Below are 24,063 nucleotides of genomic sequence, written 5' to 3' on the forward strand. Positions count from 1 at the left end.
CTAATAATGAGAAAGATCCTATAAAATTTTTATAGGATCTTTCCTTTTAATATTGCTTTATCAAATTCACGGGCGGGGCAACTACCTTACTACTTTTCACATCATATAATCCTATAGGTGTTACTCGTATAAAAGGCAAGTGCGTCGCAGAAAAGAATAAAATTGTAAATGCTGGATCATCATACGCGTAGCCACGCTCTTGTAGTAATTTCACCATCTGTTTCTCTTCCTGTATTAATTCACTCATTTTTAAATTAGACATACTCCCGAGCAATGGTAATGCTATTTCGTGTAGTACTTCATTCTTTTCAGCTATTACCATTCCCCCGCCAAGCTCTTTTACTCTACGAAAAGCTGTAAGCATATCTTCTTTTCTTTTTCCGATAAGAATGATGTCACCTGTACCAGAATAAGAGCTAGCAAGCCCACCCAGTTCTTTCGCAAAACCTTTCACAGCTATATTCACTTGCCAACTGCCATCACGAGCAATCACCATAAGGAAACATTCATCATGATCTGTGGATAATTCATCACAGTCTATATTGATTTCACTAGTATATGGTTTTGTAATAACGTTATTTAATAAGTGTATCCCCGTTTTATTAGAGAAAATCATATCCTCTTTTTCTATTGACCAATCTAATGATAATGGAGTTACTTTATATCTACTCCAGTCTATAAGTAATGCTTCATGTGTATTTACACCGTCACGCTTCACCCATTTCCCCTTTGCAAGGACACTGATTGGTACTGGGTTTTCTTTACTTTCTAAAATATTGATATTAGCAATTCTACCTGTCGCAATCGAACCATGTACATGTTCCATATTATAATAACGAGCAATATTATAACTTGCCATATCGTATGCATCTATTACTGGCACTCCTTGCTCTATTGCTATTTCTATCAACCGATTTGTCATTCCGTTTTCATAAAAGGATGGATGTGAACCGTCTGTTGTAAAAATGAATCTATCAAATTGTTTCACACCTAATTCCAGCAATTCTTTCAGTAAAACTTCTAAATCCGGTCGGATGGAAGAATTTCTAAGAGAAACAGTGTAACCTTGCATAAGACGAGTTAACGCTTCTTGACCTGTCATCGCTTCATGATCACAATCTGTACCTAACAGTTTTAACTTCGCTAAAGTCGTTTCAGATGCTCCTGGGAAATGTCCTTCTACTTTTTTCTGCAATTGCTTCGTTTCCTGCACCCAATTTAACATTTCATCATCGCCATGTAATAGTTTTGGCCATGCTGTTAGCTCGCCGCCTTGAAGAACCGCTTCATGCTGCAGCCACTCTATTATTTCTTCACGATTAAACAAAGATTCCCTGTTTTGCAATTCAGTTTGTCCATCAAAACGGCACCACCAATACATACTTGCTGGAATCTTTTTGAATTCATCTAATAAACGAAATGCTTCTTCACGCTTTAATGTGAAAAATAAAGTTAAATTATCATTAATAAAAGTTGTTGTCCCAAACTGCATCGCATAATTCGCTAACGTCTCTGGGTTATACAACTGATACGGATGTGCATGCGGTTCTATGTAACTGGGTACGACATACTTTCCTTCGCAATCAACAACTTCACACTCCATTAATTGCTCTGGCAGCTGCTCCCCTACGTATACAATTCGATCATTATATATCCAAATGTTCGCTGTCATCCACTCGCGCATATAGGAATTTAAATATGTTGCATTCTTTAATAATATGTGTGTGCTTCTCTTACCATCTAGTACTTCAACATGTTCTCGTAATTGTTTATTACTCCATTTATAATGATTTTCCTCCATTGTATTCAACTCCAAATCAACTCATAATTATTTTGATTAAAACGAGAAATATTTAACTAACTAAAGTATTTTCCATTCATAACTCCCAAATTGGCGCCCCTATATCCTTCATTATATGGAACAATTTCAAAAATAACAATTTTCAGAACTATATACATACCTCTTTTATCCAAAATAAAAAGAATGTCATGTAACTGACATCCTTTTTTATTTTGTCGTAAGCATTAAGATTGATTTTCACTTTGGAATACACTTGATGTCATATCATAAATGCAACTACTGTCCATAGTTGCGAACTTAAAAAAGCACCTCTTTTAAATACAACTATAACAAAATTCTATTCATTTTCTTTTCATCTATTTATTAAATTCAATTTGCATCATTTTATTAAACTGCGGAACAATATCGACCCCACCTATAGAGTTGAGACTGATAGCCAATGTATGTTTGCCTCCAATTACTCCCCCAGCAAAAGTTGTAAATCCAGGAATTCCTCCTCCATGCCCCCAAACTGAAACACCGTTTGGAAGTTTAGTCTCATAGATTCCAAGACCGTATGCGTCACCAACGCCTTTTCCTTCTATAGGAACTGTAGTAAGCATTTCTTTTAGCTCGCGTTCTTTCAGTAACTTACCACCGAGTAAAGATGAAAAGAACTTATTTAAATCATCCGCATTAGAAATCATATCTCCAGCTGCATTAGCTAAACTCGGATTATAATACGTAATGTCTTTCAACTCGCCTGTTCCTTCCATTTTCACATATCCACGAGCATGATTCTTTCCTGGGATGACGGGTGAATTTCCTGGTAAAAACGTATTTGATAGGTCCAAAGGTTCAATAATTCGCTTTTCGATTTCTTCCGCATAACTATTTCCAGTTATTTTTTCAATAAGCATTCCTAGTATTACGTATCCTGTGTTTGAATACGACCAGCTTTTACCTGGCGAAAAATCCGGAGGCAGCGCAAGTCCTATTTTCACTATTTCTTCTGCTGTATACGTTTTTTTCGAATTCATTATGTCAGCATCTTTTGACTTTAAATATTCAGCTATACCACTCGTATGATTCAAAAGTTGGCGTATCGTAATTTGATTACCATCATACCCATTTCCTTGCACGAGACCTGGTAGCCACTTTTCAATTGGATCGTCAAGTTGTAAGCGATTTTCTCCTACTAATTGAAGCACAGTCGTCGCAGTAAACGTCTTCGTCACACTACCAATCCGAAAGCGATAATCCGAATTCACCGGTTTCTTTGTACTTAAGTCCGCCACGCCAGCAGTAAAACTACTAGTTTTTCCGTTGTTAGACGCCTTAGCTAATATTCCTACAGCACCAAGCTGTACTGTTTCCTGCATTACTTGTTTCCAGCCATTACGATTCTTTTGATCATGTACTTGTGACGAACTAGAAATATTTTGAGTTGACTCTGCAGTCACAGTAAAACCAGGTGTGAATAGAACAGTACCCGCTAATAAAACTGCAAAACTTGCTAACTTAATTGAATTACATTTTTTCATAAGGCTTTCTCTCCTCCATTAATATCGAATTGATTCAAGCTATACTTTCATCCTATATGATAAATCTCTCTTTTTTCTTATCCATTCCTTACGAAATACTTACGTTTAAATTTAAATACGGTAAACTGAGGAAGAGTTATGCATGCAAATAAAAAGAGAACATGTTTTCATTTTTTATGTAAACATGTTCTCTTAAACATTTAAAATTCTATATCAACTTTTCATCCTATTCTTTACACAACTAATTTATATTCCTTTTTACCAGCCCGCACTAGCATTCATACCATTTCCAATAATAGAAAGTAATAGCGGCCATAATACTGGTCCCAATGTAAGAAATACATTTAGAAGTATGAGCATTCTATATCCAACGGTGAAATTGTGATTTTTACGATTAACAAATACTAAACTGATTAATGATATTATAGTTGTTAAAAATAATACTAACATTAGCAACCAATACCACACCATTAAACTAAGACTCCACGGTGTTAATAGCTCATGTATGATACAAAATGAGATTCCTAATACAGCAAAACTAAAACTAGTCACCGATGTTTTTATAAGCCATTTATTTATTTTTTTATCGTATGTATTTTTACAATATAAATCTATTAAAGTATATAAAGATAAATATGCCATTAATACACCTATCCAAGACAATAACCAGTCTCCGTCTCCTTTGAATAATACGTACAGTAACCAACACATACCTACTGCTGAAAAAACAAAGGAAATAAGTATGCTTTTTAATACCGATTTCATTACATTTTCACATCCTTAAAAAATCAAAAATTAATTATAATTTATAAAAATTAAGTATAGGTTAACATGTAATGAAGTATAAGTAAATAAAGTTAATTTACAGTTAATTTCATTTTCTTAGTTGAAGGCAGTTTTATATATGAAAATGATTCATGATAATCAAATTTCTCTACAAAAAATAAAGGTGGATATTTACGTATCCACCTTCCCATCTCCCTCTACCCACTTCATTATTTTTTCCACATCTAACTCCGTATACGTCTTTTCTCCATAACGAACAGACTCATATAACGAAGTAATATTTCTCGTTCTACAAATTCTTTTTAACCACTGTTGTATCGTTTCATAGGATTTTCTCTGTTCATGAAATGGTAATGTTCTTTCCCATTCAACTAACGTTTTTCTTATCGTATCTGTCGGTAACGGCTGTTCTAACTGATGAATGACTTTTTCATTCTTTATGCTTCTTACCGCAGTTTGCTTTGTGATCGATTCTTTCTCCTGTACTATTTCTGTTTTCGTCAATTTTTTCCTAATATACTTGTAGATGGCATATATAATTGATATTGCGATTATCACATAAAAAACTATAGTAATCCATACATTTGAAAGAATAGAAAGCACGTCACTCCATAGACTTTCTCTTTCGAAAGGTTGAAATTTTCTACCCGTTTTCGTTCTTATACCTGTATCTTTTACTTCTTCATATTCATCTTCATCTATTTTGGAATCATCAAAATTTTCACCTATACTAGTAAAGTCATAATTTCTTTCTGATATTGTCTTAGTCTTACTGAAAAAACGCTCTTTTACTATGTCTTGTACATACACAACACCTTGTGATAACGTTATCGCACTAATCGCAAAGAAAAGTATGATTAAAGTTCTTACACTCCATAACTTCACTTTCATATGCCGCTTTTTATTCCCCATGACATAAGCCCCTTCTTATTCTTTCATTACAATCCATTTATTCGTTCTACTGTATTTCTTTGGTGAAGTACCAATAATTAAAGGAACCGCATCCAGTTCCTTTCGACGAAAGCCTGCTGTGTAAAAGTAAGAAGAAGATATAGGCGTATCTTGGTCTGATATCGAGGCAAGTACCCTTAATACATTTTGCAAATGTTTCCGATTATCCCCATTTTTTATATGTAGCAAACCGTTATCTTTTACACTATTGATCCATACTTCAAACGAACAGTTTTGCATAAGAAGTTGTTTGCATATACCTGCTGTTAATTCAATTAGTTCCTCTATATCATTTCGCAAAGAAACACCACTTTTATTTTGCAAGTTGAGATAAATCGCGTATTTATCACATTGTGTTCGCTCATACTTTTTCGCAATTATCGTCCCTGTTTTCGCTGTTGCACTCCAGTGGATGGAACGAAAATCTTCATTTTCATAAGACTTTACTCCCATTACTTTCGTTTCATCATATAAGAGTGAAGACATCGCTTTTCGAAATCCTCGTGACCATTCTTGTAATTCAGGAACTTGTATTTTCGGAACAGCTGGTAAGACTAAATAAGAGGGCGTATCAACTTGTTTATATGTTATATGGTTCGTTATAAATCCAAAGAGATCAGTAATAACAATTTCAACTTCTTCCCATTTTGCGATGCCTCTTTTTAACGCTACAGCTTGCAAATCAAATGAAACTGACTCCCTTCCTTTTAAATTAAAATTCATATAATAATTTGAACCTGTACTATGATTTTTGTTTATTTCATCATGATTCCAAGTTAGCTTATTTTCACATTTAAATCTAAATACGATATTAAGAATAGGAAATATCGACTTGTTTGAAATTTTCATTTTGCACATATTCGTTTCACCTATAAAAACATTCGAATTCCCTTGACTGTATTCCCATTCAACACGAGATACTTTACGTATATATACATGCATAGCACCTATTAAAATTACATATAAAAATACGAGAGATAAAAACAGTAGATTACTTGAAAATACACTTAAAATAACGGCTACAACTGACATAACCCCCATTACGAAAGGCTCCGCTAAAGGTGTATACACAAGCTGTTGATTCATCGTACATTCTCCACTGGCACACTAATCGTATGAAGAATTTCTTTCATAATTTGTTCTTTCGTCGTTTTCATCTCTCCCTCAATCGTTAACGTTAAACGATGAGCACAAACTGATGCAGCGAGCGTCTTAATATCATCTGGCGTACAGTAATCTCTTTCATTTAATATTGCCCGTGCTTGAATTGCTCTCATAAATGCCAACGTTCCCCGAGGGCTTACACCAATTTCAATTAACTCATGGTTACGAGTTGCTTCAATAATTTCAAGGAGATAATCTTGCACATCATTCCCTACTAACACTTCTCTTGCACGCTTTTGCATCGTAATAATTTCTTCACTTGAAATAATAGAATGTAACGTTTCTAATGGATCATTCATTTGAAGCCGATTCATCATTTCCTTTTCAGCTTCTCTCGTAGGATAACCTTGGCGTATTGTGAGTAAAAACCGGTCTAACTGAGCATCTGGTAAAGGAAATGTGCCCGCTGATTCGAGTGGATTTTGCGTTGCTATAACTAAAAAAGGGTCTGGTAATGAATGTGTCTGTTTCGCAATTGTAACAGTACGCTCTTCCATAACCTCAAGTAACGAAGATTGTGTTCTCGGTACAGCTCGATTAATTTCATCCACTAATACGATATTTGCAAAAATGGGTCCTAACCTCGTTTTAAAATCCGATTCCTTCACATCAAAATATTCAAGGCCAATAACATCTCCAGGCAAAGTATCCGCTGTAAATTGTATTCTTTGAAATTTAGCGTCCACACTTTTAGCCAAACTTTTCGCTAATGTTGTTTTTCCTGTCCCAGGTACATCCTCTAATAAGATGTGTCCTCTTGCTATAAGAGCTATAGCTGCCAGTTCTATCGATTCATCTTTTCCTATAATAACCTTCGAAATATTATTAGTAATTTTCTTTAATGTACTCATATATTATCTACCACCTTTTAATTATCTAAAAATTAAGAATATATTTTTTCCAAATTATAACATGTAATTCGAAGATGAAATAGAGTGAAAATGAATCTTTTATTTTTTCTTCATTGCACGCAAAAAAGCACCTATTGTCGTATATTGACAATGAGGTGCTTAACTCAATCCAACAGCCTTCTTTCCCTCTAATTTTTAGTAACAATACATCCTTTTTACTCCCACGCATACATTGTTTTCAATTAACTAGTAAAATGCATTCTAATATTACATATAATAAAAACCATTTCGATTTGTTCGTTATAGAACTTCCTCTACATCGACACTCTCTATCTTCACTTCATACATATTTGGGATGTTTGCTTCTTTTGGTACCCATGCATAATAATTTTGATCATTCTCTAAAATAAATTGAATTAACTTTGTTTCTGATCCATTCCAGAAATTTTTAAGATTATCAATGTAGTCCTCTAAATCTTCTTTATAGTCCAATTGTAATATATAATCTCTTACCGTCAGGGCAAACACAATTAAACTTCCTAATAGATTTTTTTGCTCATTTTCTTCTTCATACTCTTGTGGTAAGAACCACACTTGACCTATTCCTATCGTTTTTTTGTATTTTTCATAAAAACTACTATCATTCATATTCTCATAATCATGTATTAATTCATTGACCAATGAATGCCATTTTGGCGGAATCATGTTTTCCAATGCAGGATTATGTTCAATTCCTTCTACTATATCCTCGATTTCTTCTGTCTCATCTTCATAGTGATATTCACCTAGGTCTATATGCTTGAATTTCATTTCATTTTTATAATGTGCCAAATCATATGGATAATGATTATTATCTTTTAAACTTGTATCATCAAGTCCGAGTATCTTTACTATTGCAGCTGTCTCAAAGCTCCAGTACCCCACATATCCAGGTTCTTTGTGCGCATTTTTCCATTCATAATCATAATGGCCTTTAAACCATTCTTTCTCCATGTACGTTTGTAATCTTTTAGATGCTTCTTTTTTATCTGTTTGTGCAAGTTCTATAATCTCTCTCGTTTTTGCATATGGATTTTCTTTATAATATCTATTCGTCACTTTTGTGTATCCGATATCACTAGCGCATAAGAGGAAATCGATTACTGCGTCGTTCATATTTTCCTTCTCAACTAGCTTGGCTAAACTTACAAGATTCTTTTTATCTGTTTCTAATAAAATCCCTAGAGATATCATCCAAATTAGATTTAAATATCCAACTTCATTTTCCCCTATATGCCTCAAATCAATAAGAGCTTTGTCAAAATCTCCTTCTATTGTATGGATAGCTTCTCCTAGGGAATATTTTGCGTTAATATCCTCTAACTCATAATTAAAATTTAATAGATACCTTCCTTCTATAAGACTTTTATTATCTTTAGCCTTTCTTTGAATACCATTCCTTTCATCTTCTTCAAAACTTTTAATCTCCTCTCTATTTTCCTCAATAAACTCTTTATTATATTCTATTCCTTCTCTACATTTTTCTTCTATACATAAAGGATCTCTCATACTATTCAATTCCTCCTAGTTCCTTAAATTATGGCCATTCTCCAATTATGTCTCCCTTTGCATCTATTCTAAATGTTTTCACATTTCCACTACTATCAACCTTTGATAACACTCTCTCAACTTCCTGATCTTGTAATGCTTTCGTAATCTTTGATGCTAATTTTGCATCTCCATCAACTGCCTTCAATATTCTACTTTTTCGGGTCTTCGCACCATTCAACCAATCATTTGACATTTGTCGTCCATCTTTAGTTTTCCCCAATTGTGAACTACCAAACTTAGCTTCATCTATAACGTATTTGATCTTTGATTCTGCATTTGCATTTTCGTATAATCCATCAATCCCTTTTACTATTTTATCATTTATGCCTGATGATGCACTTTTTCCGACTGGCTTTAAATCAAATCCAGCTTCTTTTAAACTTTGATTATTCAATAAATTGTCACTAGATTTTATTTCACCATAGTTCCCTTTTTGCTTATTTGTAGCTGTTTTTGCATCAAAATTATCTACATTTGTATTTTTGTTACTGCTAGGTTTACCGTTAGCCGCACCCCCACCAGAAGACTGGATTTTTTGAATAGTATCCTTAGTATTTTGAATCGATTTATTCCAAACAAATCCACCATGTACAAAAAGACTTGCCCCAGTAGCTGTTGCTGCTATATCTAATGGAATAACAATTGGTGATGCTAACCCACCAGTTCCTACTTCTGCCACGATAGTTAAGAAATTAGATCCGCCTATGAGCGAGATACCTTCAAACATTTCTAGAATGGACCCGGCTATTTAATAATATTGCCCTGTTTTTTTTAATGTTTTTTGACATTGAAAAACAAACTATATACCTGCAATTGAAGCCTATGTGCATATTCTGTTAGCTTTAATTCATAAAAATAATTTTGATAAATTTATAGCTTACCTTTCAATTAAAAAAGCACTTATTGTCTCAAATAGACAACCAAGTGCTTTAAGTTCATATGTTTTTAAGTAGCATAAATTTGTAAATTTTTGCCCATTCCAAGTCTTTAATATTCGTCGTACAGTAAAATGTCATCTCGCCTAAGCTCGTAATTCTTTTTCTATTCTCTCATTGCACACAGTACTCCACGATGGTACAACCATCATGATCTATGAATTTCAAGAAAGTATCATTATATCCCATGGTTCTATAATTAAGCACACCAACTATTCCTTTAATTTAAGGATTTTCTATATAACTTTCTGCAATATCAATATCATTTGTCATTTCTAATTCTGGAAATTTTCCATCTAATTTTCTTAAGCAATTAATTAGTTCTTTACTTTGTATAATTTCTACTATATCTTCCAAAACTTCACTTATCCAATATAACTCTTCTTTACTACAGTTCTCTAAATATCTTATAGTATTTTCCTCATTTTCTGAGAGAACTTCTATTATTTCATTCCAACTTTTTTGTATCCCATAGTCATCATTCAAATTTAATTTTTTTCTTTCATTTAATATAACTTCCATTTTATTTGCTATATCCATATTAATCCTCCAAACTCTATCTACGGTTGTTTAGTCGCATCTGGAAACCATGATTGATTGGAACCTGTTCTTTTTGCTTTCACCTTGTGTCCAGGCACATTACCTACCCTAACACCGTTTTCGTATACTTTATTTATATTATAATCTACATTATTTTTTTCCAAAAATTCAATATTACTTTGTCCATGTCCTCCACCCTTCATTTTTGAAATATCTCCTGTTTTAGGATGTGTTGTAAAGTCACCTACATTTGAATGTTTAATGCTACTTTCGGGTATATTAACCTTGTTAGCCCGACTAGTTCCATTACTGAATCCACCCGTACCCTTACCACCTTCTTTAGACTTCGCAAACTTATAATAAGCTTCTATTAATTCGCCTTGAGGTATTTTGGTTACAATAGTTCCACCAACACTAGAGAGTGCATAGGAAGCCTCTCTCTTAAATGATTGTAACATTTCAAGCGTAGGCTTCAATTCTTTTGCTAGTTTTACTGCATTAGCAAATGTACTTACTCCACTTGATGCTTTTGCTCCTTTTGTGATATGGCCTACTTTATTTAGTGCCCTATCGCCTAATATTGTGGTAGCTACTTGTGTTAATCCATAGGTAGTCAATTCTGTACGACTCTCTGCATCTCCCTCTATCATATCTCGTTTTATTTTATTTGAAAATGCATGCCACATATTTTTTGCAGTTTCATCCAAATGGAAAAGTGCATAGGTTACATTAATAAAAGTTCCTATGTCCATATTACTTAAAGCTATTGCGGACTCGATTTCATCACCAATAGCTTTCCCCGATCCTCTTTGAATAGCTTCCCACATCTTTTTCGCTGTTTCAAACGTGCCAACTATACTGTCTGTCGCATCGTCCCAAGCATTTCTAACCGGAGATTTCTTCTCAATTATGTTATTTGTTTCTATATCATTAATTGACTGATCATTTTTTCGAGCTGTTTCTTCTATAATCCCCTGAATCGAACTCACCCAATCCATATTCAACCCTTGTGTACTAAACGTACCACTCACAGGACTAAATCCTTTCCCACTTTGCACTTCAGCGAGTCCGGCTGTGATGCTAGCTGCTAATTGGAGAGCGGTGCTGTAGTTGTTGCTGGATGAATGATTGAATTCATATAAATGCTCTAGTTTTTCTTCCAGTTTTTTTCTCATTGTACCTAATACCGTTACAATTGCACCTACTCCGGGCATTGGTGTAAGTACTTCTATTGCTTCTATACTTGTAATCGATTGATTAATTCCCCTTATTTGTTCTCTTATTTCTTGTTCAATCACATCTGTCGAAGCAACTTTCGCTTGGAACTCATTTGGAAATGCTTCGTTTTGGCGAATTAATTCTTCACATAAGCATATAATTCCTTGCGCTAATGGCCGAAATGTTTGGACAAGGTAGGATTTTGCACTACTGTATGTTTGTCCTTGTAATACTGTGTCTATCGCAAAGGCATCAATAGATTGAATGACTTGTTCCATACTTTGAATCGTAGCATTACATATAGCGTTCATACTTTGAGTTTGACTTTGTACTTCTCCCAAATACATGTTTAAACTCATGTATTGGCCTCCCTTTGTAGTTGCTGCTGTTCATAGGAAAGGTCGTTTTCTTTCTCACTGAGATGCCGTTTTTCTTTAAGCAACGTCTCTTTTTCATTTTCTAATTCGAATGTAAGTTTTCTTTCATACTGTCCGATTTCTTGCCGCATATTCGTAAAAAGGTGAAACACTTCTTTGTCGCCGTGCCAAGTTTCTAGTATTCGGTTAAATAAACGATTACTTCTATTTTTCCATTCATGAAAACTAGCCTCAGCTCGTTCTTGATTTTGCAGCGCGATTCGGTTTTCATTTTGTTCTTCAAATATAATTCGTAATTTTTGATTACATTGATTGATTCTCGTTTCAATTCCTTGACTCATCTTTTCCCCCTACCTTTTCCCCTTTACGTAGGTTGTTACATTATTGAAAAGTCTTTTGAAGTCCTGTATCCATTTTCTCAAATTCATTTGCTACGGAATGGATATTATCAATTGTTTGTTGAAAAGCAGTACAAAATTGTTTCGTGATCTGTAAATTTTGTTGATTTGCTTCTTGTGCCTTGAAGTTCACAGATAGTGTAGTACGCGTTGCCTTATTTATAGAGCGACTAGTAGCACTTTTCATTCTATCTGAAGCATTTCTCATTTTCGTTGCAAGTTGCGTTGCCGTATGCAAATTACTTTGAAATTCTCCCATTACTTGCTCCTCTCTACCTTTTATTTACAAGAAAATTATACCACGGAAAAATATCCCAATAAACCGAATGTTCGAATTTAACATACAATTCAGCACTGTTACTGAGGATACGAGCAACGCTTATCTATCAACATAACTGAGTCCAAAATGGATTCTACTTATACAAAAAAGATGACTTCAGCCATATGCTAAAGTCATCTTTTTCTACCTTATTATTTTACTAACTCTCCATTATAAGCTTTTATATCAAGAGGAGCAGTTAAAAATTGTGCTGCTTTACTAACGAAAGATGTGAAGTGTTCACTCGTATTATGGCTCGCAACTGCTGCTTCATCTTTCCATACTTCTACCATCGTATAAACACTTTCTTTTTCTGTATCTTTATATAAGTCATAAGATACATTGCCACTTTCTTCTCTTGAACCATGAATGAGTGGCTGAATTTCTTCTAAAAATGCTTGTTGTTTTGCTGGGTCTACTTGAAATATTGCGTGAATAATAATCATGGTGCTTCCCCTCTCATCTTTCACTTATTGAAGTTCTTTTATAAAATTATTTCCACTCTGCAACTTTTTCAATTGGAAGACGTACTGATTGGTAACCACTGTCTGCAGCTTTCCCGATTGAAATTAACATAACTGGTACGTAGCTTTCTTTATCTAGTCCAAATGCTTCTGCGATTTGATCTTTCTCAAATCCACCAATTGGACAAGTGTCATAACCGTGCGCACGAGCTGCTAGCATAAATTGCATTGCTACAAGACCACCGTCAATTAATACCGTATCTTTCATTACTTCTGGTGTAACCATAGAGAAGTAAGCTGAAAGTTTTTTCATTTGATCTTCTTTTACTTCTGCTGGCATAAGTCCACGCTCTACTGCTGTACCGTAAATTTCTTCTGCGTTATCAAAGTTGTTTAAATCACCAAATAAAGCAATCATTGCTGAAGACGTTTCTACTTGAGATTGATTGAATTTCGCAAGTGGCGCAAGTGTTGCTTTCGCTTCGTCACTTTCAATCACTACGAATCTCCATGGTTGCATGTTTACTGAAGATGGTGCAAGTGTTGCTTCTGTAAGAATTTCTGTCATTTCTTCTTTGCTAATTTTCACTGAAGGGTCGTACTTACGAATTGAACGACGTCCTGTTAAAATTTCGTTAAAATCATTTGTTTTTACTGAGTTAGTCATAGTTGTATTCTCCCTTTTTTATAATTCTTTTATATTTTCTTGAATGTGATTTAACATATTTAAAAGATTATCGCGTTCTTCCTCACTTAATCCTTTAAATGCAGATGCTGCAAAACGTTCTTTTTCTTCTTGAAACGCCTGAATTTTATTTCGCCCCTCTTCAGTAAGAGAAACTAACGTAATTCTGTTATCATCTGGATTTTTACGTCTTACAATCATTTCATTGGCCTCAAGCTGCTTTAAATGCCTTGTTATCGCAGCATTATCAATATTCACTTCTTGCTGAAGTGCTTTTTGACTAATTTCACCTACTTCAAATAATTGAAGTATAAGCTCTAATCGAGACTGGCTCATACCCGTACACCCTTCAAATTTCGAACTTACTTCTTTATTTAGAAAGTGTAATTTATATAAAATAATCGCTTCTTTTGAGCATGAACTTGTCAAATTAACCCTCCTTTACAATCAAAATAAAAACATTTGATGTATCAATAGTTGATATGTCAATTAATATAATCTATATCGATTTAGAATGCAAGCATTTTGTTTTCATTTTATTTTTTCCAAATTAAGGCGCTTTGTAGCGTTACAAATAATGTTAATTGCACTATAATAATACTAATTTAAAGAACTGGAGAGTGATTGATAATGCGGCAATATACAAATAGAAATGAGGAATTGAAAATGGAAAATGAAATGAGGATATTCACAAATGACAACAATAAATATAGGGATTGTCGCGCACGTAGACGCTGGCAAGACGAGTTTGACTGAGCGTATTCTTTATGAAACGAATGTGATTAAAGAAATTGGCCGAGTAGATAGTGGTAATACACAAACTGACTCAATGGAATTAGAAAGACAACGCGGAATTACGATTAAAGCATCTGTCGTTTCTTTCTTTATTGATGCTGTAAAAGTAAATGTCATTGATACACCTGGACACGCTGATTTTATCGCTGAAGTGGAGCGATCATTCCGCGTTCTAGACGGTTCGATTTTAGTTATCTCTGCCGTTGAAGGTGTGCAAGCACAAACAAAAATTTTAATGCGAACATTACAGAAACTAAACATACCGACTATTTTATTCGTTAATAAAATTGATCGTAGTGGCGCAAACAATGAAAAAGTTATGAAACAAATAAAAGAGGTTCTTTCAAATGAAGCATTCCCCTTCTATTCTGTTCTAAACGAAGGAACGAAAGAAGCCCGGATCATTGAATACAAATCATATGACGATTGTATGGAACTGTTAGCACCATTTAATGAATCATTACTTGAATCATATGTAAATAACGAAATAATACCGGACGCACTATTAAGAGAAAAACTAGAACAGCAAATACAGCAAGCGAATGTGTATCCAATCTTTTTCGGTTCAGCAATGACTGGTATGGGCGTAACAGAACTTCTTGAAAAACTTCCGGCTCTCATTCCAGCTCTTACATCGGCACAAGAGGAACCATTATCCGGTGTTGTTTTTAAAATTGAACGTGAACCTTCTGGAGAAAAGGTTGCTTATATAAGAGTTTTTTCAGGTAGCTTACATGTTAGAAAATATGTTGATATACAGCGCGATGAGTCTCTACCACATAGGGAAAAGATTAAAAAAATGTGCATGTTTCATAACGGAAATGCTGTTCAAACTTCTACCGTTCCTAGTGGCGAATTTTGCAAAGTGTGGGGACTGAATGATATAAAAATTGGTGATATTATCGGTGAACGTACGGATTATATAAAAGATATTCACTTTGCCGAACCACAAATGGAAGCAGCGATTGATGCGGTACCTAAAGAGCGAATTCATGATTTATACGCTGCACTTATGGAACTCTGTGAAGAAGATTCACTCATTAAAGTGTGGAAAGATGATGTTCATAATGAACTTTATATTCGCCTTTTCGGTGAAGTACAAAAAGAGGTTATCGAAACAACACTTTATGAGAAATATAACTTACAGGTTACTTTCTCAAATACGCGAGTTGTATGTATTGAAAAGCCAATTGGCATTGGGAATTCCGTTGAAGTCATGGGTGAAAAAGCGAATCCATTTTACGCAACAATTGGTTTTAAAATTGAACGTGGTGAACTTAACTCTGGCATAACGTATAAATTAGGTGTTGAGCTTGGTTCATTGCCTTTAGCATTTCATAAAGCAATTGAAGATACAGTATTTCAAACGTTAAAACAAGGTTTATATGGTTGGGAAGTTACAGATGTTATGGTCACGTTAACACATACTGATTATGCTAGTCCTGTTACAACAGCGAGTGACTTTAGAAATTTAACACCGATCGTATTAATGGATGCTTTAAAGCAAGCTGAAACATATGTATATGAACCAGTAAATAAGTTTGAATTAACTGTACCGGAGCAGGCAATTAGTACCGCAATGTATAAGCTCGCTGCCGTTCCAGCAACTTTTGCAGAGCCTATATTATATAATGATTCTTACCAATTAACAGGATCATTACCTGTTGCGAAAACAGAGAATTTTAAACGCATGCTTCATTCATTTACAGAAGGAGAAGGCATATTTACAACGAAGCCAGCTGGTTTCACAAAGCTTATGGCTCCCTTCCCTACTCGAAAACGTGTTGATTATAATCCGCTGAACCGGAAAGATTATTTGCTTCATGTGTTGAAGGCTTATTAAAGTAAAAGAGGTGCAATTCGCACCTCTCTTGCATGTATTAATAGGTTAGTTTGTCCTAACAACTTCTTTAAGTTTTCCTATTATTTTCGCTATAGCCTCAATTGAATTTTCCGTTTCATATCCCCCAACATTTACAGAATGATTTACGTTTTTAACAACATCAATCGTTAAATTTGTTTTATGTAACTGATCAATTTGATCTGCATTGTATTGGTGATCTTTATCCCCAATAACTAAAAACCCTTCGTGATTACTATGCAAGATAGAATCAAAAATCGTATCAAACGTCAGTAACGGTGTCAGTAATATCATTTTCGACTGTAAAAACTCTTCTCTCTTCATTAAATCATTCGCAATTGGAATTGTTCCGAGTGACTTCCCTAAAAATATAGTATCGTTGTATTGCTCAGCTTTTAATACTTCCTTCATTACAGGATTCATATCATCCATCATTATTTTTGTTACTTCTTCCATTGGTTTATTCATTACTTGTTCGTCGTAAGAATAATGAATATGTACAACATCAATTTTCTGTTCAAGCATAAGCATCGTCGCGTAATAAAATAACGGCTTATCATAATTGTATCCTGAACCTGAAAACATAAAGCAAACGGTACTAGAACCTTTTTCGATATGTGTGTAATAAATTACTTTGTCATTTATATGTATCTCTTTTTTAATCCCCTTCATCCTTTTCTCCTCCGAATACATTTAATCTTGTAAAATGATATGTTCTGTATGAACTGCTATATTCTTTACTTTCTCTTTTATAAATGCAGGCTGTAAATTATATGCATGTAACTCTTCTACCGGCACCCACTTAAACAAATATGTTCTATCCTCTTCTTCCAAAATATATTGATCCGCTCCATTTGCAGGTAATTCATGTAGCTCTACTTCATAATAAAAACTAATCTCATGAAACTTTTGCTCAGAAAGTGTAAAGAAATTTTCTACTGACCATATTAATCTCTTCCCTTTAATAGGAGCAGCTAGTTCTTCTGCAAGTTCCCGTTGTAACGCATCCTCACTGTTTTCTAACATTTTCACTCTTCCGCCCGGTACGTACCAAAAATCTTCACCGTCACCTTGCAGAATAAGTATTTTATTATCCTGTTTACAAATTGCTCCGACTCGGTAATTAAAACATGTTTCCTCAACTTTAAACGTAAGATCCATCCGTAACGCCCCCTTATATAAATATCGAATTATTACAAAACAATTATGTAATTACTGTACAAATAAGGTTACTAAATTTATCCACTCCATTCAATGGTTTTTGAATTTTCTAAACTATTATTTTTCATCATTACAAGTGTATATACATATGTTACAATCATATTGCACACTAGAAAACATTATGGGGGTACGGATGGAAACGTTATTAATCCAGCAAACTGAGAAATCAAATAAGTTTTGGAAAATCGTTGTGAAAGAAAAAGACTATGTTGTGTTTTACGGAAAAATTGGCACAGCTGGCAGTGTGAAAGCGAAAGAGTTTGAAACAGAAGAAGAATGTATGAATGAAGCTAATAAACTAGTTGCTTCCAAACGTAAAAAAGGATATACAGACCCGTTGCCTGGGGAAGATTACATAAAAGAAAAAACGATAACCGAAGAAGAATTTTGGGAGCTACTTCATCGTGCAAAAACGAAAGGTGAGGACCAAGAAGAACAAATAGAATGGCTTACTTCTCACCTTGCTAAACGTACAGTACATGAAATTGTAGCTTTTGATACGCATATGCATCGCCTTTTGAAAGACTCCTATACCTCCCGTTTATGGGCAGCAGCCTATATTATTATGGGTGGCTGTTCAGATGATACTTTCGATTACTTCCGCGGATGGTTATTATATCAAGGAAAAGAGACATACGAAGCTTGTATTGAAGATCCAGAACGATTAATTCCTGTATTAGAAAATTTGAGTCAGTATGACGTCCCAGAGATTGAAGAACTTACTCTATATTTCGGGCAAGAAGTTTACATGGAGAAGACTGGGGATGAAGATGATACTTACTTTACACTATACCATGTCTTAACAAATGAAGAGTTTGAGGAAGTTGATATCGAGTTAGATTGGGATGAAGACGATGAGGAAGGTTTAAAAAAGATGTTTCCTAAGCTATGGGAGATGTACGGAGAAGAACCAATTGAGTGGTAGATTAATTATTCGTGAAAAAGTGCCTTGTTTCTTTAGTAACAAGGCACTTTTTTTGATACTATATTTAAATTATTATCTTTCCACTCTCCCACCACTCCATAAAAGTCTTTAAAGAAGGAGCAACCCACGTTCTACTATCATTTTCATGGTTCCATACATATATATCATCTCTTTGTACTTTTCCATTCAAAATGGAATAGCGAAACAAATCACCATTTCCCCCATCAGTAAAAAATAATAAACAGTCAAAAGGCATGTATAAATCCTTAAAATCAACTATATTTCTCATATTCATATTTTCAGTTTTAATTTTTGAAGCAGACCATATAAAGTCGCCGTATTCACCTTCTATACCGTTTGTTTCCTGTAATAATTGATATAAATCATTCGGTAACTCCACATGTATACATTGTTGTATATCAGTAAGTTCATCCTTCGTAGCTGGGTTTTTCAAGCTTAAATTTGATGAGATACTGTGAATGGTGTCTTTCCACATCACCTTTTCCTCCTTATGTGCAATCAAGCATATTCAAAGAACTCCGCTAAATTTATTGATACCATCTTTCTAACAATTTCTTCTCCCTCTCGCCTGAAATACCTGCTTTTAATTCCCATTCGTCTGTGCTCTTCATCCACTCATACACGTCTGTAACTGTCTCTTCTATTCTTCTAAAAGTAAGCCCTTCTTTCACAGCATTCTCGACACTAATAGAAAACCCGCCTTTCCACGGCTTCGTCTCACCATCTAATGGAAAAGTTTCCGGAATCCATAAAGGCATCTCTGTCCAAGGCTCTACTTTTTGTTTCTTCATAAATGACTCATCTACCCAAATGAATGCAGCATCACTATTCGTAACCTTTTTACACGTATTTAATAGCTCTTCCATCGTCAATTTATCATTTGGACCTGTTATATTAAATGTTCCTGCTTTATTATTTTCTGCCATGTTTAGTCCCCAGTTTGCGACATCTTTGATATCAACTAATTGCACTGGACGATCTTTTCTTCCTGGAACTAACACTTCTCCTCCTTTTGCTACACGCTGAATCCAGTATGGAAGTCGATCTGTATAATCGAACATTCCTGAAAGAAGTCCTGCTCTTACGTGTAAAACACGCCCCGGCCAAAACTTCTCTGCTTCTTTTTCACATAATACTTTCAGCGCACCATAATGCTCATAAGGAGATATTTCACCATTCTCTACAGCCTTTATTTGCTCTTCCATTGGTTCAGGTTGTAATATATAGTCTTCTTTTATGCCATGCGGAATCCAATCTTTATATACGGAAAGACTTGAGATGAATATATAATGTTTTATATTATCTTTTAAGACATCTCCAATATTCCGAATGTGATGCGGAGAAAACCCACATGTATCCACGACGACATCCCATTTTCGATTTTCTAAGCTTGATACATCACCATTTCTGTCACCGATCAGCTGCTCCACTTCAGGAAAAACTTCTTTGTTTGTTCCGCGGTTAAATAATGTAACTTCATGCCCTCTGTTCAAAGCCTCTTCTACCACAGCTCTTCCCAAAAATCGTGTACCACCTAGTATTAACATTTTCATGGTTCTCCCCCATTCATCATTAAAAATCGTTTCTTTTGTTAAACGAATTTCTATCATAAAAAGTTACGGGGGGGATTTTTTATTTTACTTTAATCCTACAAATAAAAAGGATCCATCTTGAAAAATTAATCAATACGGATTCTTAAATTAGATATAATTGTTAAATTACTAACTCCGCACAACTTCCCCATCAACTAACTCAATAATTCTATTACACTTATTCGCTACTTCTATATCATGGGTTACAATAATAATTGTTCGTCCTTCTTCATTCAGTTGTAATAACAAATTCATAATTTCTTCTCCTGTTTTTCTATCTAAATTCCCGGTCGGTTCGTCAGCCAATATTAATTCTGGTTCACCTACTAACGCTCTTGCAATTGCGACTCGCTGCTGTTGTCCACCTGATAGCTCGTCAGGTGTTTTATGCATATGTTCTTTTAAACCTACTTTTTCTAAATAGAACTTCGCCTTATTTTTTCTTTCCCGTTGCTTTAACTTTCTATATGTGAGTGGTAGCACTACATTATCTAGTACAGTATGTTCTTTTAACAATGCAAAATATTGAAAAATAAATCCGATCATTTCATTTCTTGTCCTATGAACTTTATTTGCTCTAATTTCAGTTAATGATTTTCCATTTAACGTATATTCACCCTCATTTGGCATATCAATTAGCCCGATAACATTTAGTAATGTACTCTTCCCTGAGCCTGATCGCCCCATTACCGCTATAATTTCGCCCTTATTTATCGTTAAATTTATACCGTTTAACGCGAACGTATTATGGTTCTTGTTACTATACACCTTCTTAATGTCTTTCAATTCAATTAAACTCATTATTCCATCCCACCTATTAATGTTTTCGGTTCAAGCTTTCTAATATATAAGAAGACAATTACATTCGAGACAATGATGATCATTAATAAGAAAAGAAATACTAAAAATAATATAGGCATATCCAATTTAAAGTCTAATACCGTTGCTGTTTTTATATCCTTTGACATTTGCAATAGAGCCCCATATCTCCATGAAAAGTAAACTAGTGACATCCCTAAGCCAACTATTGCTACAATAATGTTTTCTAAAACAATTTGAATAAACATTCCAAATTTACTTTCACCAAAAGCTATTTTTATACCAAATTCCCGCTTTCTCATCAAGATAGAAATAATAGTCGTTACTACAATTCCGACGATTGAGAATAAAACAAATAAGATTCCGACTATAAGTTGAGGTATTTCAGAATAGCTATCAAGAGTAACCCCTTCATTTATTTCATTACCTAAACTTTTCAAATAAAACGTACCATCGTTTCCTTTAAGTTGAATTGATTCTTCTAGTTTCTTTACATCTGCATCTTTTCGTAAATATAAAACTGTACTTTGATGTAGTCTTAAAAACATCGCTTCATATTTTTCGTATCTATTAGATGACATAGGCATTATCATTGCATAATCCAACTTCAAATATGCGTTCAACGGATTATTATTATTTACGATAAATTTATTCTCCGGCAAAAATCCTATAATTGTATATTGATTATTAATTGTATCCCCAACTTGAAAATATTTCTTAAAGTAAGAACCCATTAAAACTTTTGTTTTCTCTTCACTATTTTTTTTAAAATCTTCATGTAAGAAACCTTCTTCAGATTTTAAAGGTAAATGTAACATTTTATAGTAATTTTCATCCACAAAAATTGTTTTAATAGTAGGTCTGTCATCGCGAAACGTTTTATGTTTCAAATCAGTAATCATACTGGTTTGAAGTGGTCTATTACTTGATTCTATTTCAATAACTCTCTGTTCATATGTACCATACGAAATCACATCTTTATTTTGTTGAATCGTTTTATAAACTTCTTGAATTTGTTCTTTATTAAATTTTTTGCTTTGTAACCTATCTGCCGTCGTTTCAAAATTAATTAAATATGTTTTATCCACATTTAATACTGAGCTGGATTTATCGTTTAGATGGTGTAAGTTATAAAATACATTAATTGAACTCGTTATAGTTGCTAATCCAAATGTAATCTGTATTAGAAGAAGTACCGAAAATAGAAATCTCTTTTTTAATGCTAGGAACGCACTTTTTATTCTCATCATTTTTACTCCTTTAATGCTTTAGCAGGTTCACTTTTAAGCACATATACAAATGGTATTACAGAGAGGATAAAAGCTATAGTAAGTGAAAAAAATACACACATTACAATATGAGTAGACTGTAAACTAATGCTATAACTTGTAAACTCTACAATATTTTCACTCAAAGTGCTAAAAATCCATTGTATGCATATTACACAGGTTGATGCAGCGATTGCACATAAAAATAATTGACCAAATATAAAAATAAAAAGATTTACATTACTTGCTCCCAAAGCCTTCCTTAACGACAGGCTCTTTTTCTTCGTATAAATCCAATAATAACTGACTATTATACTGGTAATGAAAGCTATACATAAAAGCCTATATGGAAAACTGAGTAACTCTTCTACGGCTTCACTAGAGTTTTTTTCTTTCTCATAGTTCTCTTTTTCACTAATCACTTTGGCATTTATATCTTTATTGTGCTGCTTTAAATGCTGTATGAAAGTTTCTATCTCTTCTTTAGGGTTTTCATTAGAACGAACGATCATTTGGAATGTCTTTTCATTTTGTATCTTTTGTTTCACTTCATCTGGCATGTCATATAAAGAGACATAAATTTTCATATCATACTCATATTCGGTATTCACTCCTGCTACGCCTTTAACTGTATATTCCTTATTAAATAGTTTTATTGTTTCCGTATTTTTATAAATTTTCTTCCCCACTATTACACTATTTTCTTCATGTTGCTCCACCTGAGAACCTTTTAGCAATGGTGGAGACCAATTTTTATTAATGAGACCATTCATTGTTATCCGCCCGATATCTGGAATAGTAATACGAATATCATTTGTAATAACACTAGCATTTTTAAAATCAGATTCTACTAACGTCTGAAATTGTTTGAAATTGAATTCCCCCATATTAGTAAGTTGAACGGAATAGTAATAATTAAAATAACCATTTTTACTATCATAAAATCTCTCATCATAATAATCTTTCGTCGACATTGCGATAAGTATCGGCCATATTGTCAATACAAACGCAATAAATAACATAATGAATATCGCTTTGTTCACCACTATTTCTTTTAATACTAGATTCATATATCCTCCTTATTTTAAAAACCGTGAAAAAAGTATATATCCTTTTTCACGGTTTTTGTTGATTTTTATTTAATTACCATTTCCTTATAGGCGAACGCACTATCATCCCCTACGACTGACCATTCATGAGTCGAATAACCACCATTCACTTTCCCTTTGGATGGAAGAAAAACATCTATACGATCTGTAATTCGTGCATCATCCACTTCTTCTTTTTTAAAAGAGCCATCACTAAATTTAGCTGTTACAGTCATTTTGTACATAAGAGGTTCATTTGATTTTGCAGTGTAGGCAGTTGCCGTAGCTTTTGATCCGGCTCCTGACCAACTTGCTCTATTATCCCAACTGATCGAAGCAAATGAAACGGAAGAAACCATACCTAATAAAGAAGCAGTTAGTCCTGTAACAGCTAAAGTTTTTTGAAGTAAGCTTTTCATATCTCCTTAATCTCCCCTTTTAAAATATTCACTTAAATATTTAAGTATTTTTAGGCCTTGTCCTCATTATACATAAAGAAAATAATGAAATATCAAAAAAACCTAATATTTACATTTATTAACAATAAACTTACATTCCCCCTAACTTTCCGTCATTAAACAAAAAGTTATTATTAAACTCGAAAAACCATCCCACCTGTATTTGGAATAACCTCAGAAGCAACCATCCTCACCGTTCTTTCTCTGGTACGCAACAATTCATATTCCGACCTTCGCCCATTTCACAATATAAATAAACACCCTCTACTTCTCGTAACCAACATAAGTAACCATATTGATTTGGGATCATTTCTGTCGATACTTTTAGCCATGATTTTGATAGAATTTCTTTTCCTTCACTCATCGTATTGGGAATTTCCTCTTATACTGTTTACGATATGATAAAGTACCCG

The 24,063-nt window shown here is 33.9% G+C and carries 23 protein-coding genes and 3 pseudogenes; 2 read left to right on the forward strand and 24 right to left on the reverse strand.

Annotation, left to right across the window (positions count from 1 at the left end; translation table 11 throughout):
* Nucleotides 1–46: 46 nt before the first annotated feature.
* The 15 genes and pseudogenes from MR136_RS12630 to MR136_RS12700 all read right to left on the reverse strand — a co-directional run bounded on the left by MR136_RS12630 (nucleotide 47) and on the right by MR136_RS12700 (nucleotide 14,031).
* The gene (locus tag MR136_RS12630) at nucleotides 47–1,801 is read right to left on the reverse strand and encodes an adenine deaminase (RefSeq protein ID WP_078421530.1); all 1,755 of its coding nucleotides are present in this window, start codon (nucleotides 1,799–1,801) and stop codon (nucleotides 47–49) included.
* Between the two features lie 356 nt (nucleotides 1,802–2,157).
* Nucleotides 2,158–3,324, reverse strand: coding sequence for a serine hydrolase domain-containing protein (locus tag MR136_RS12635; protein ID WP_078421529.1), 1,167 nt, complete (start codon nucleotides 3,322–3,324; stop codon nucleotides 2,158–2,160).
* Nucleotides 3,325–3,582: 258 nt separating this feature from the next.
* Entirely contained in the window at nucleotides 3,583–4,089 is a 507-nt protein-coding gene (locus tag MR136_RS12640; RefSeq protein WP_000843839.1) for a DUF3902 family protein, read from the reverse strand.
* Between the two features lie 192 nt (nucleotides 4,090–4,281).
* Entirely contained in the window at nucleotides 4,282–5,022 is a 741-nt protein-coding gene (locus tag MR136_RS12645) for a hypothetical protein (protein WP_078421528.1), read from the reverse strand.
* Nucleotides 5,023–5,037: 15 nt separating this feature from the next.
* A complete protein-coding gene (locus MR136_RS12650; RefSeq protein WP_242259442.1) occupies nucleotides 5,038–6,147 on the reverse strand; it encodes a DUF58 domain-containing protein in 1,110 nt (369 codons plus the stop codon).
* Nucleotides 6,144–7,076: an AAA family ATPase gene (locus tag MR136_RS12655; RefSeq protein WP_078421527.1), complete on the reverse strand. Its 933-nt coding sequence runs from the start codon at nucleotides 7,074–7,076 to the stop codon at nucleotides 6,144–6,146. Before MR136_RS12655 ends, MR136_RS12650 begins: the two co-directional genes overlap by 4 nt.
* 300 nt (nucleotides 7,077–7,376) lie before the next feature.
* Nucleotides 7,377–8,624, reverse strand: a complete 1,248-nt coding sequence (locus tag MR136_RS12660; RefSeq protein ID WP_078421526.1) for a PoNi-like cognate immunity protein — start codon at nucleotides 8,622–8,624, stop codon at nucleotides 7,377–7,379.
* 28 nt (nucleotides 8,625–8,652) lie between these two features.
* Nucleotides 8,653–9,414 (reverse strand): annotated as a pseudogene (locus MR136_RS12665) (hypothetical protein); the annotation flags it as partial.
* Nucleotides 9,415–9,826: 412 nt separating this feature from the next.
* On the reverse strand, nucleotides 9,827–10,141 hold the full coding sequence (locus tag MR136_RS12670; protein WP_000350220.1) for a hypothetical protein: 315 nt from the start codon (nucleotides 10,139–10,141) through the stop codon (nucleotides 9,827–9,829).
* A gap of 317 nt (nucleotides 10,142–10,458) precedes the next feature.
* A pseudogene (locus MR136_RS12675) lies at nucleotides 10,459–11,718 on the reverse strand (T7SS effector LXG polymorphic toxin); the annotation flags it as partial.
* Entirely contained in the window at nucleotides 11,715–12,077 is a 363-nt protein-coding gene (locus MR136_RS12680; protein WP_000077520.1) for a DUF3958 family protein, read from the reverse strand. The pseudogene MR136_RS12675 and the gene MR136_RS12680, both read right to left, overlap by 4 nt.
* Nucleotides 12,078–12,117: 40 nt before the next feature.
* Entirely contained in the window at nucleotides 12,118–12,393 is a 276-nt protein-coding gene (locus MR136_RS12685) for a TIGR04197 family type VII secretion effector (protein WP_000503635.1), read from the reverse strand.
* 212 nt (nucleotides 12,394–12,605) lie between these two features.
* Nucleotides 12,606–12,899: a putative quinol monooxygenase gene (locus MR136_RS12690; protein ID WP_000583804.1), complete on the reverse strand. Its 294-nt coding sequence runs from the start codon at nucleotides 12,897–12,899 to the stop codon at nucleotides 12,606–12,608.
* A 46-nt stretch (nucleotides 12,900–12,945) separates the two neighbouring features.
* Nucleotides 12,946–13,584, reverse strand: a complete 639-nt coding sequence (locus MR136_RS12695; protein ID WP_000185393.1) for a nitroreductase family protein — start codon at nucleotides 13,582–13,584, stop codon at nucleotides 12,946–12,948.
* An 18-nt stretch (nucleotides 13,585–13,602) separates the two neighbouring features.
* Nucleotides 13,603–14,031, reverse strand: a complete 429-nt coding sequence (locus tag MR136_RS12700) for a MarR family winged helix-turn-helix transcriptional regulator (protein ID WP_000204162.1) — start codon at nucleotides 14,029–14,031, stop codon at nucleotides 13,603–13,605.
* A 265-nt stretch (nucleotides 14,032–14,296) separates the two neighbouring features.
* On the opposite strand from MR136_RS12700, the gene MR136_RS12705 reads away from it, so the two are divergent.
* Nucleotides 14,297–16,240, forward strand: a complete 1,944-nt coding sequence (locus tag MR136_RS12705; protein ID WP_078421523.1) for an elongation factor G — start codon at nucleotides 14,297–14,299, stop codon at nucleotides 16,238–16,240.
* Nucleotides 16,241–16,285: 45 nt separating this feature from the next.
* Here MR136_RS12705 and MR136_RS12710 read toward each other — a convergent pair whose 3' ends face one another.
* Both MR136_RS12710 and MR136_RS12715 read right to left on the reverse strand, forming a co-directional pair.
* Complete coding sequence (locus MR136_RS12710) at nucleotides 16,286–16,930, reverse strand: alpha/beta hydrolase (protein ID WP_078421522.1); 645 nt, start codon at nucleotides 16,928–16,930, stop codon at nucleotides 16,286–16,288.
* 21 nt (nucleotides 16,931–16,951) lie between these two features.
* Entirely contained in the window at nucleotides 16,952–17,419 is a 468-nt protein-coding gene (locus tag MR136_RS12715) for an NUDIX hydrolase (RefSeq protein ID WP_000366244.1), read from the reverse strand.
* A 193-nt stretch (nucleotides 17,420–17,612) separates the two neighbouring features.
* On the opposite strand from MR136_RS12715, the gene MR136_RS12720 reads away from it, so the two are divergent.
* The gene (locus MR136_RS12720; RefSeq protein WP_078421521.1) at nucleotides 17,613–18,404 is read left to right on the forward strand and encodes a DUF4240 domain-containing protein; all 792 of its coding nucleotides are present in this window, start codon (nucleotides 17,613–17,615) and stop codon (nucleotides 18,402–18,404) included.
* A 64-nt stretch (nucleotides 18,405–18,468) separates the two neighbouring features.
* Here the strand turns inward: MR136_RS12720 and MR136_RS12725 are convergent, their stop codons facing one another.
* The 7 genes and pseudogenes from MR136_RS12725 to MR136_RS12755 all read right to left on the reverse strand — a co-directional run.
* The gene (locus MR136_RS12725; protein WP_135277780.1) at nucleotides 18,469–18,900 is read right to left on the reverse strand and encodes an SMI1/KNR4 family protein; all 432 of its coding nucleotides are present in this window, start codon (nucleotides 18,898–18,900) and stop codon (nucleotides 18,469–18,471) included.
* Between the two features lie 52 nt (nucleotides 18,901–18,952).
* Complete coding sequence (locus MR136_RS12730) at nucleotides 18,953–19,978, reverse strand: SDR family oxidoreductase (protein ID WP_078421519.1); 1,026 nt, start codon at nucleotides 19,976–19,978, stop codon at nucleotides 18,953–18,955.
* A gap of 168 nt (nucleotides 19,979–20,146) precedes the next feature.
* A complete protein-coding gene (locus tag MR136_RS12735) occupies nucleotides 20,147–20,818 on the reverse strand; it encodes an ABC transporter ATP-binding protein (protein WP_078421518.1) in 672 nt (223 codons plus the stop codon).
* On the reverse strand, nucleotides 20,818–22,086 hold the full coding sequence (locus MR136_RS12740; RefSeq protein ID WP_002178379.1) for an ABC transporter permease: 1,269 nt from the start codon (nucleotides 22,084–22,086) through the stop codon (nucleotides 20,818–20,820). Before MR136_RS12740 ends, MR136_RS12735 begins: the two co-directional genes overlap by 1 nt.
* 2 nt (nucleotides 22,087–22,088) lie before the next feature.
* A complete protein-coding gene (locus tag MR136_RS12745) occupies nucleotides 22,089–23,174 on the reverse strand; it encodes an FtsX-like permease family protein (protein WP_078421517.1) in 1,086 nt (361 codons plus the stop codon).
* A 65-nt stretch (nucleotides 23,175–23,239) separates the two neighbouring features.
* A complete protein-coding gene (locus tag MR136_RS12750) occupies nucleotides 23,240–23,611 on the reverse strand; it encodes a hypothetical protein (protein WP_000838696.1) in 372 nt (123 codons plus the stop codon).
* Nucleotides 23,612–23,784: 173 nt separating this feature from the next.
* A pseudogene (locus tag MR136_RS12755) lies at nucleotides 23,785–24,005 on the reverse strand (serine hydrolase domain-containing protein); the annotation flags it as partial.
* Nucleotides 24,006–24,063: the final 58 nt, after the last annotated feature.

Origin of the sequence: Bacillus cereus group sp. BfR-BA-01311 (assembly GCF_022664295.1) — a bacterium.
GTDB lineage: Bacteria > Bacillota > Bacilli > Bacillales > Bacillaceae_G > Bacillus_A > Bacillus_A cereus.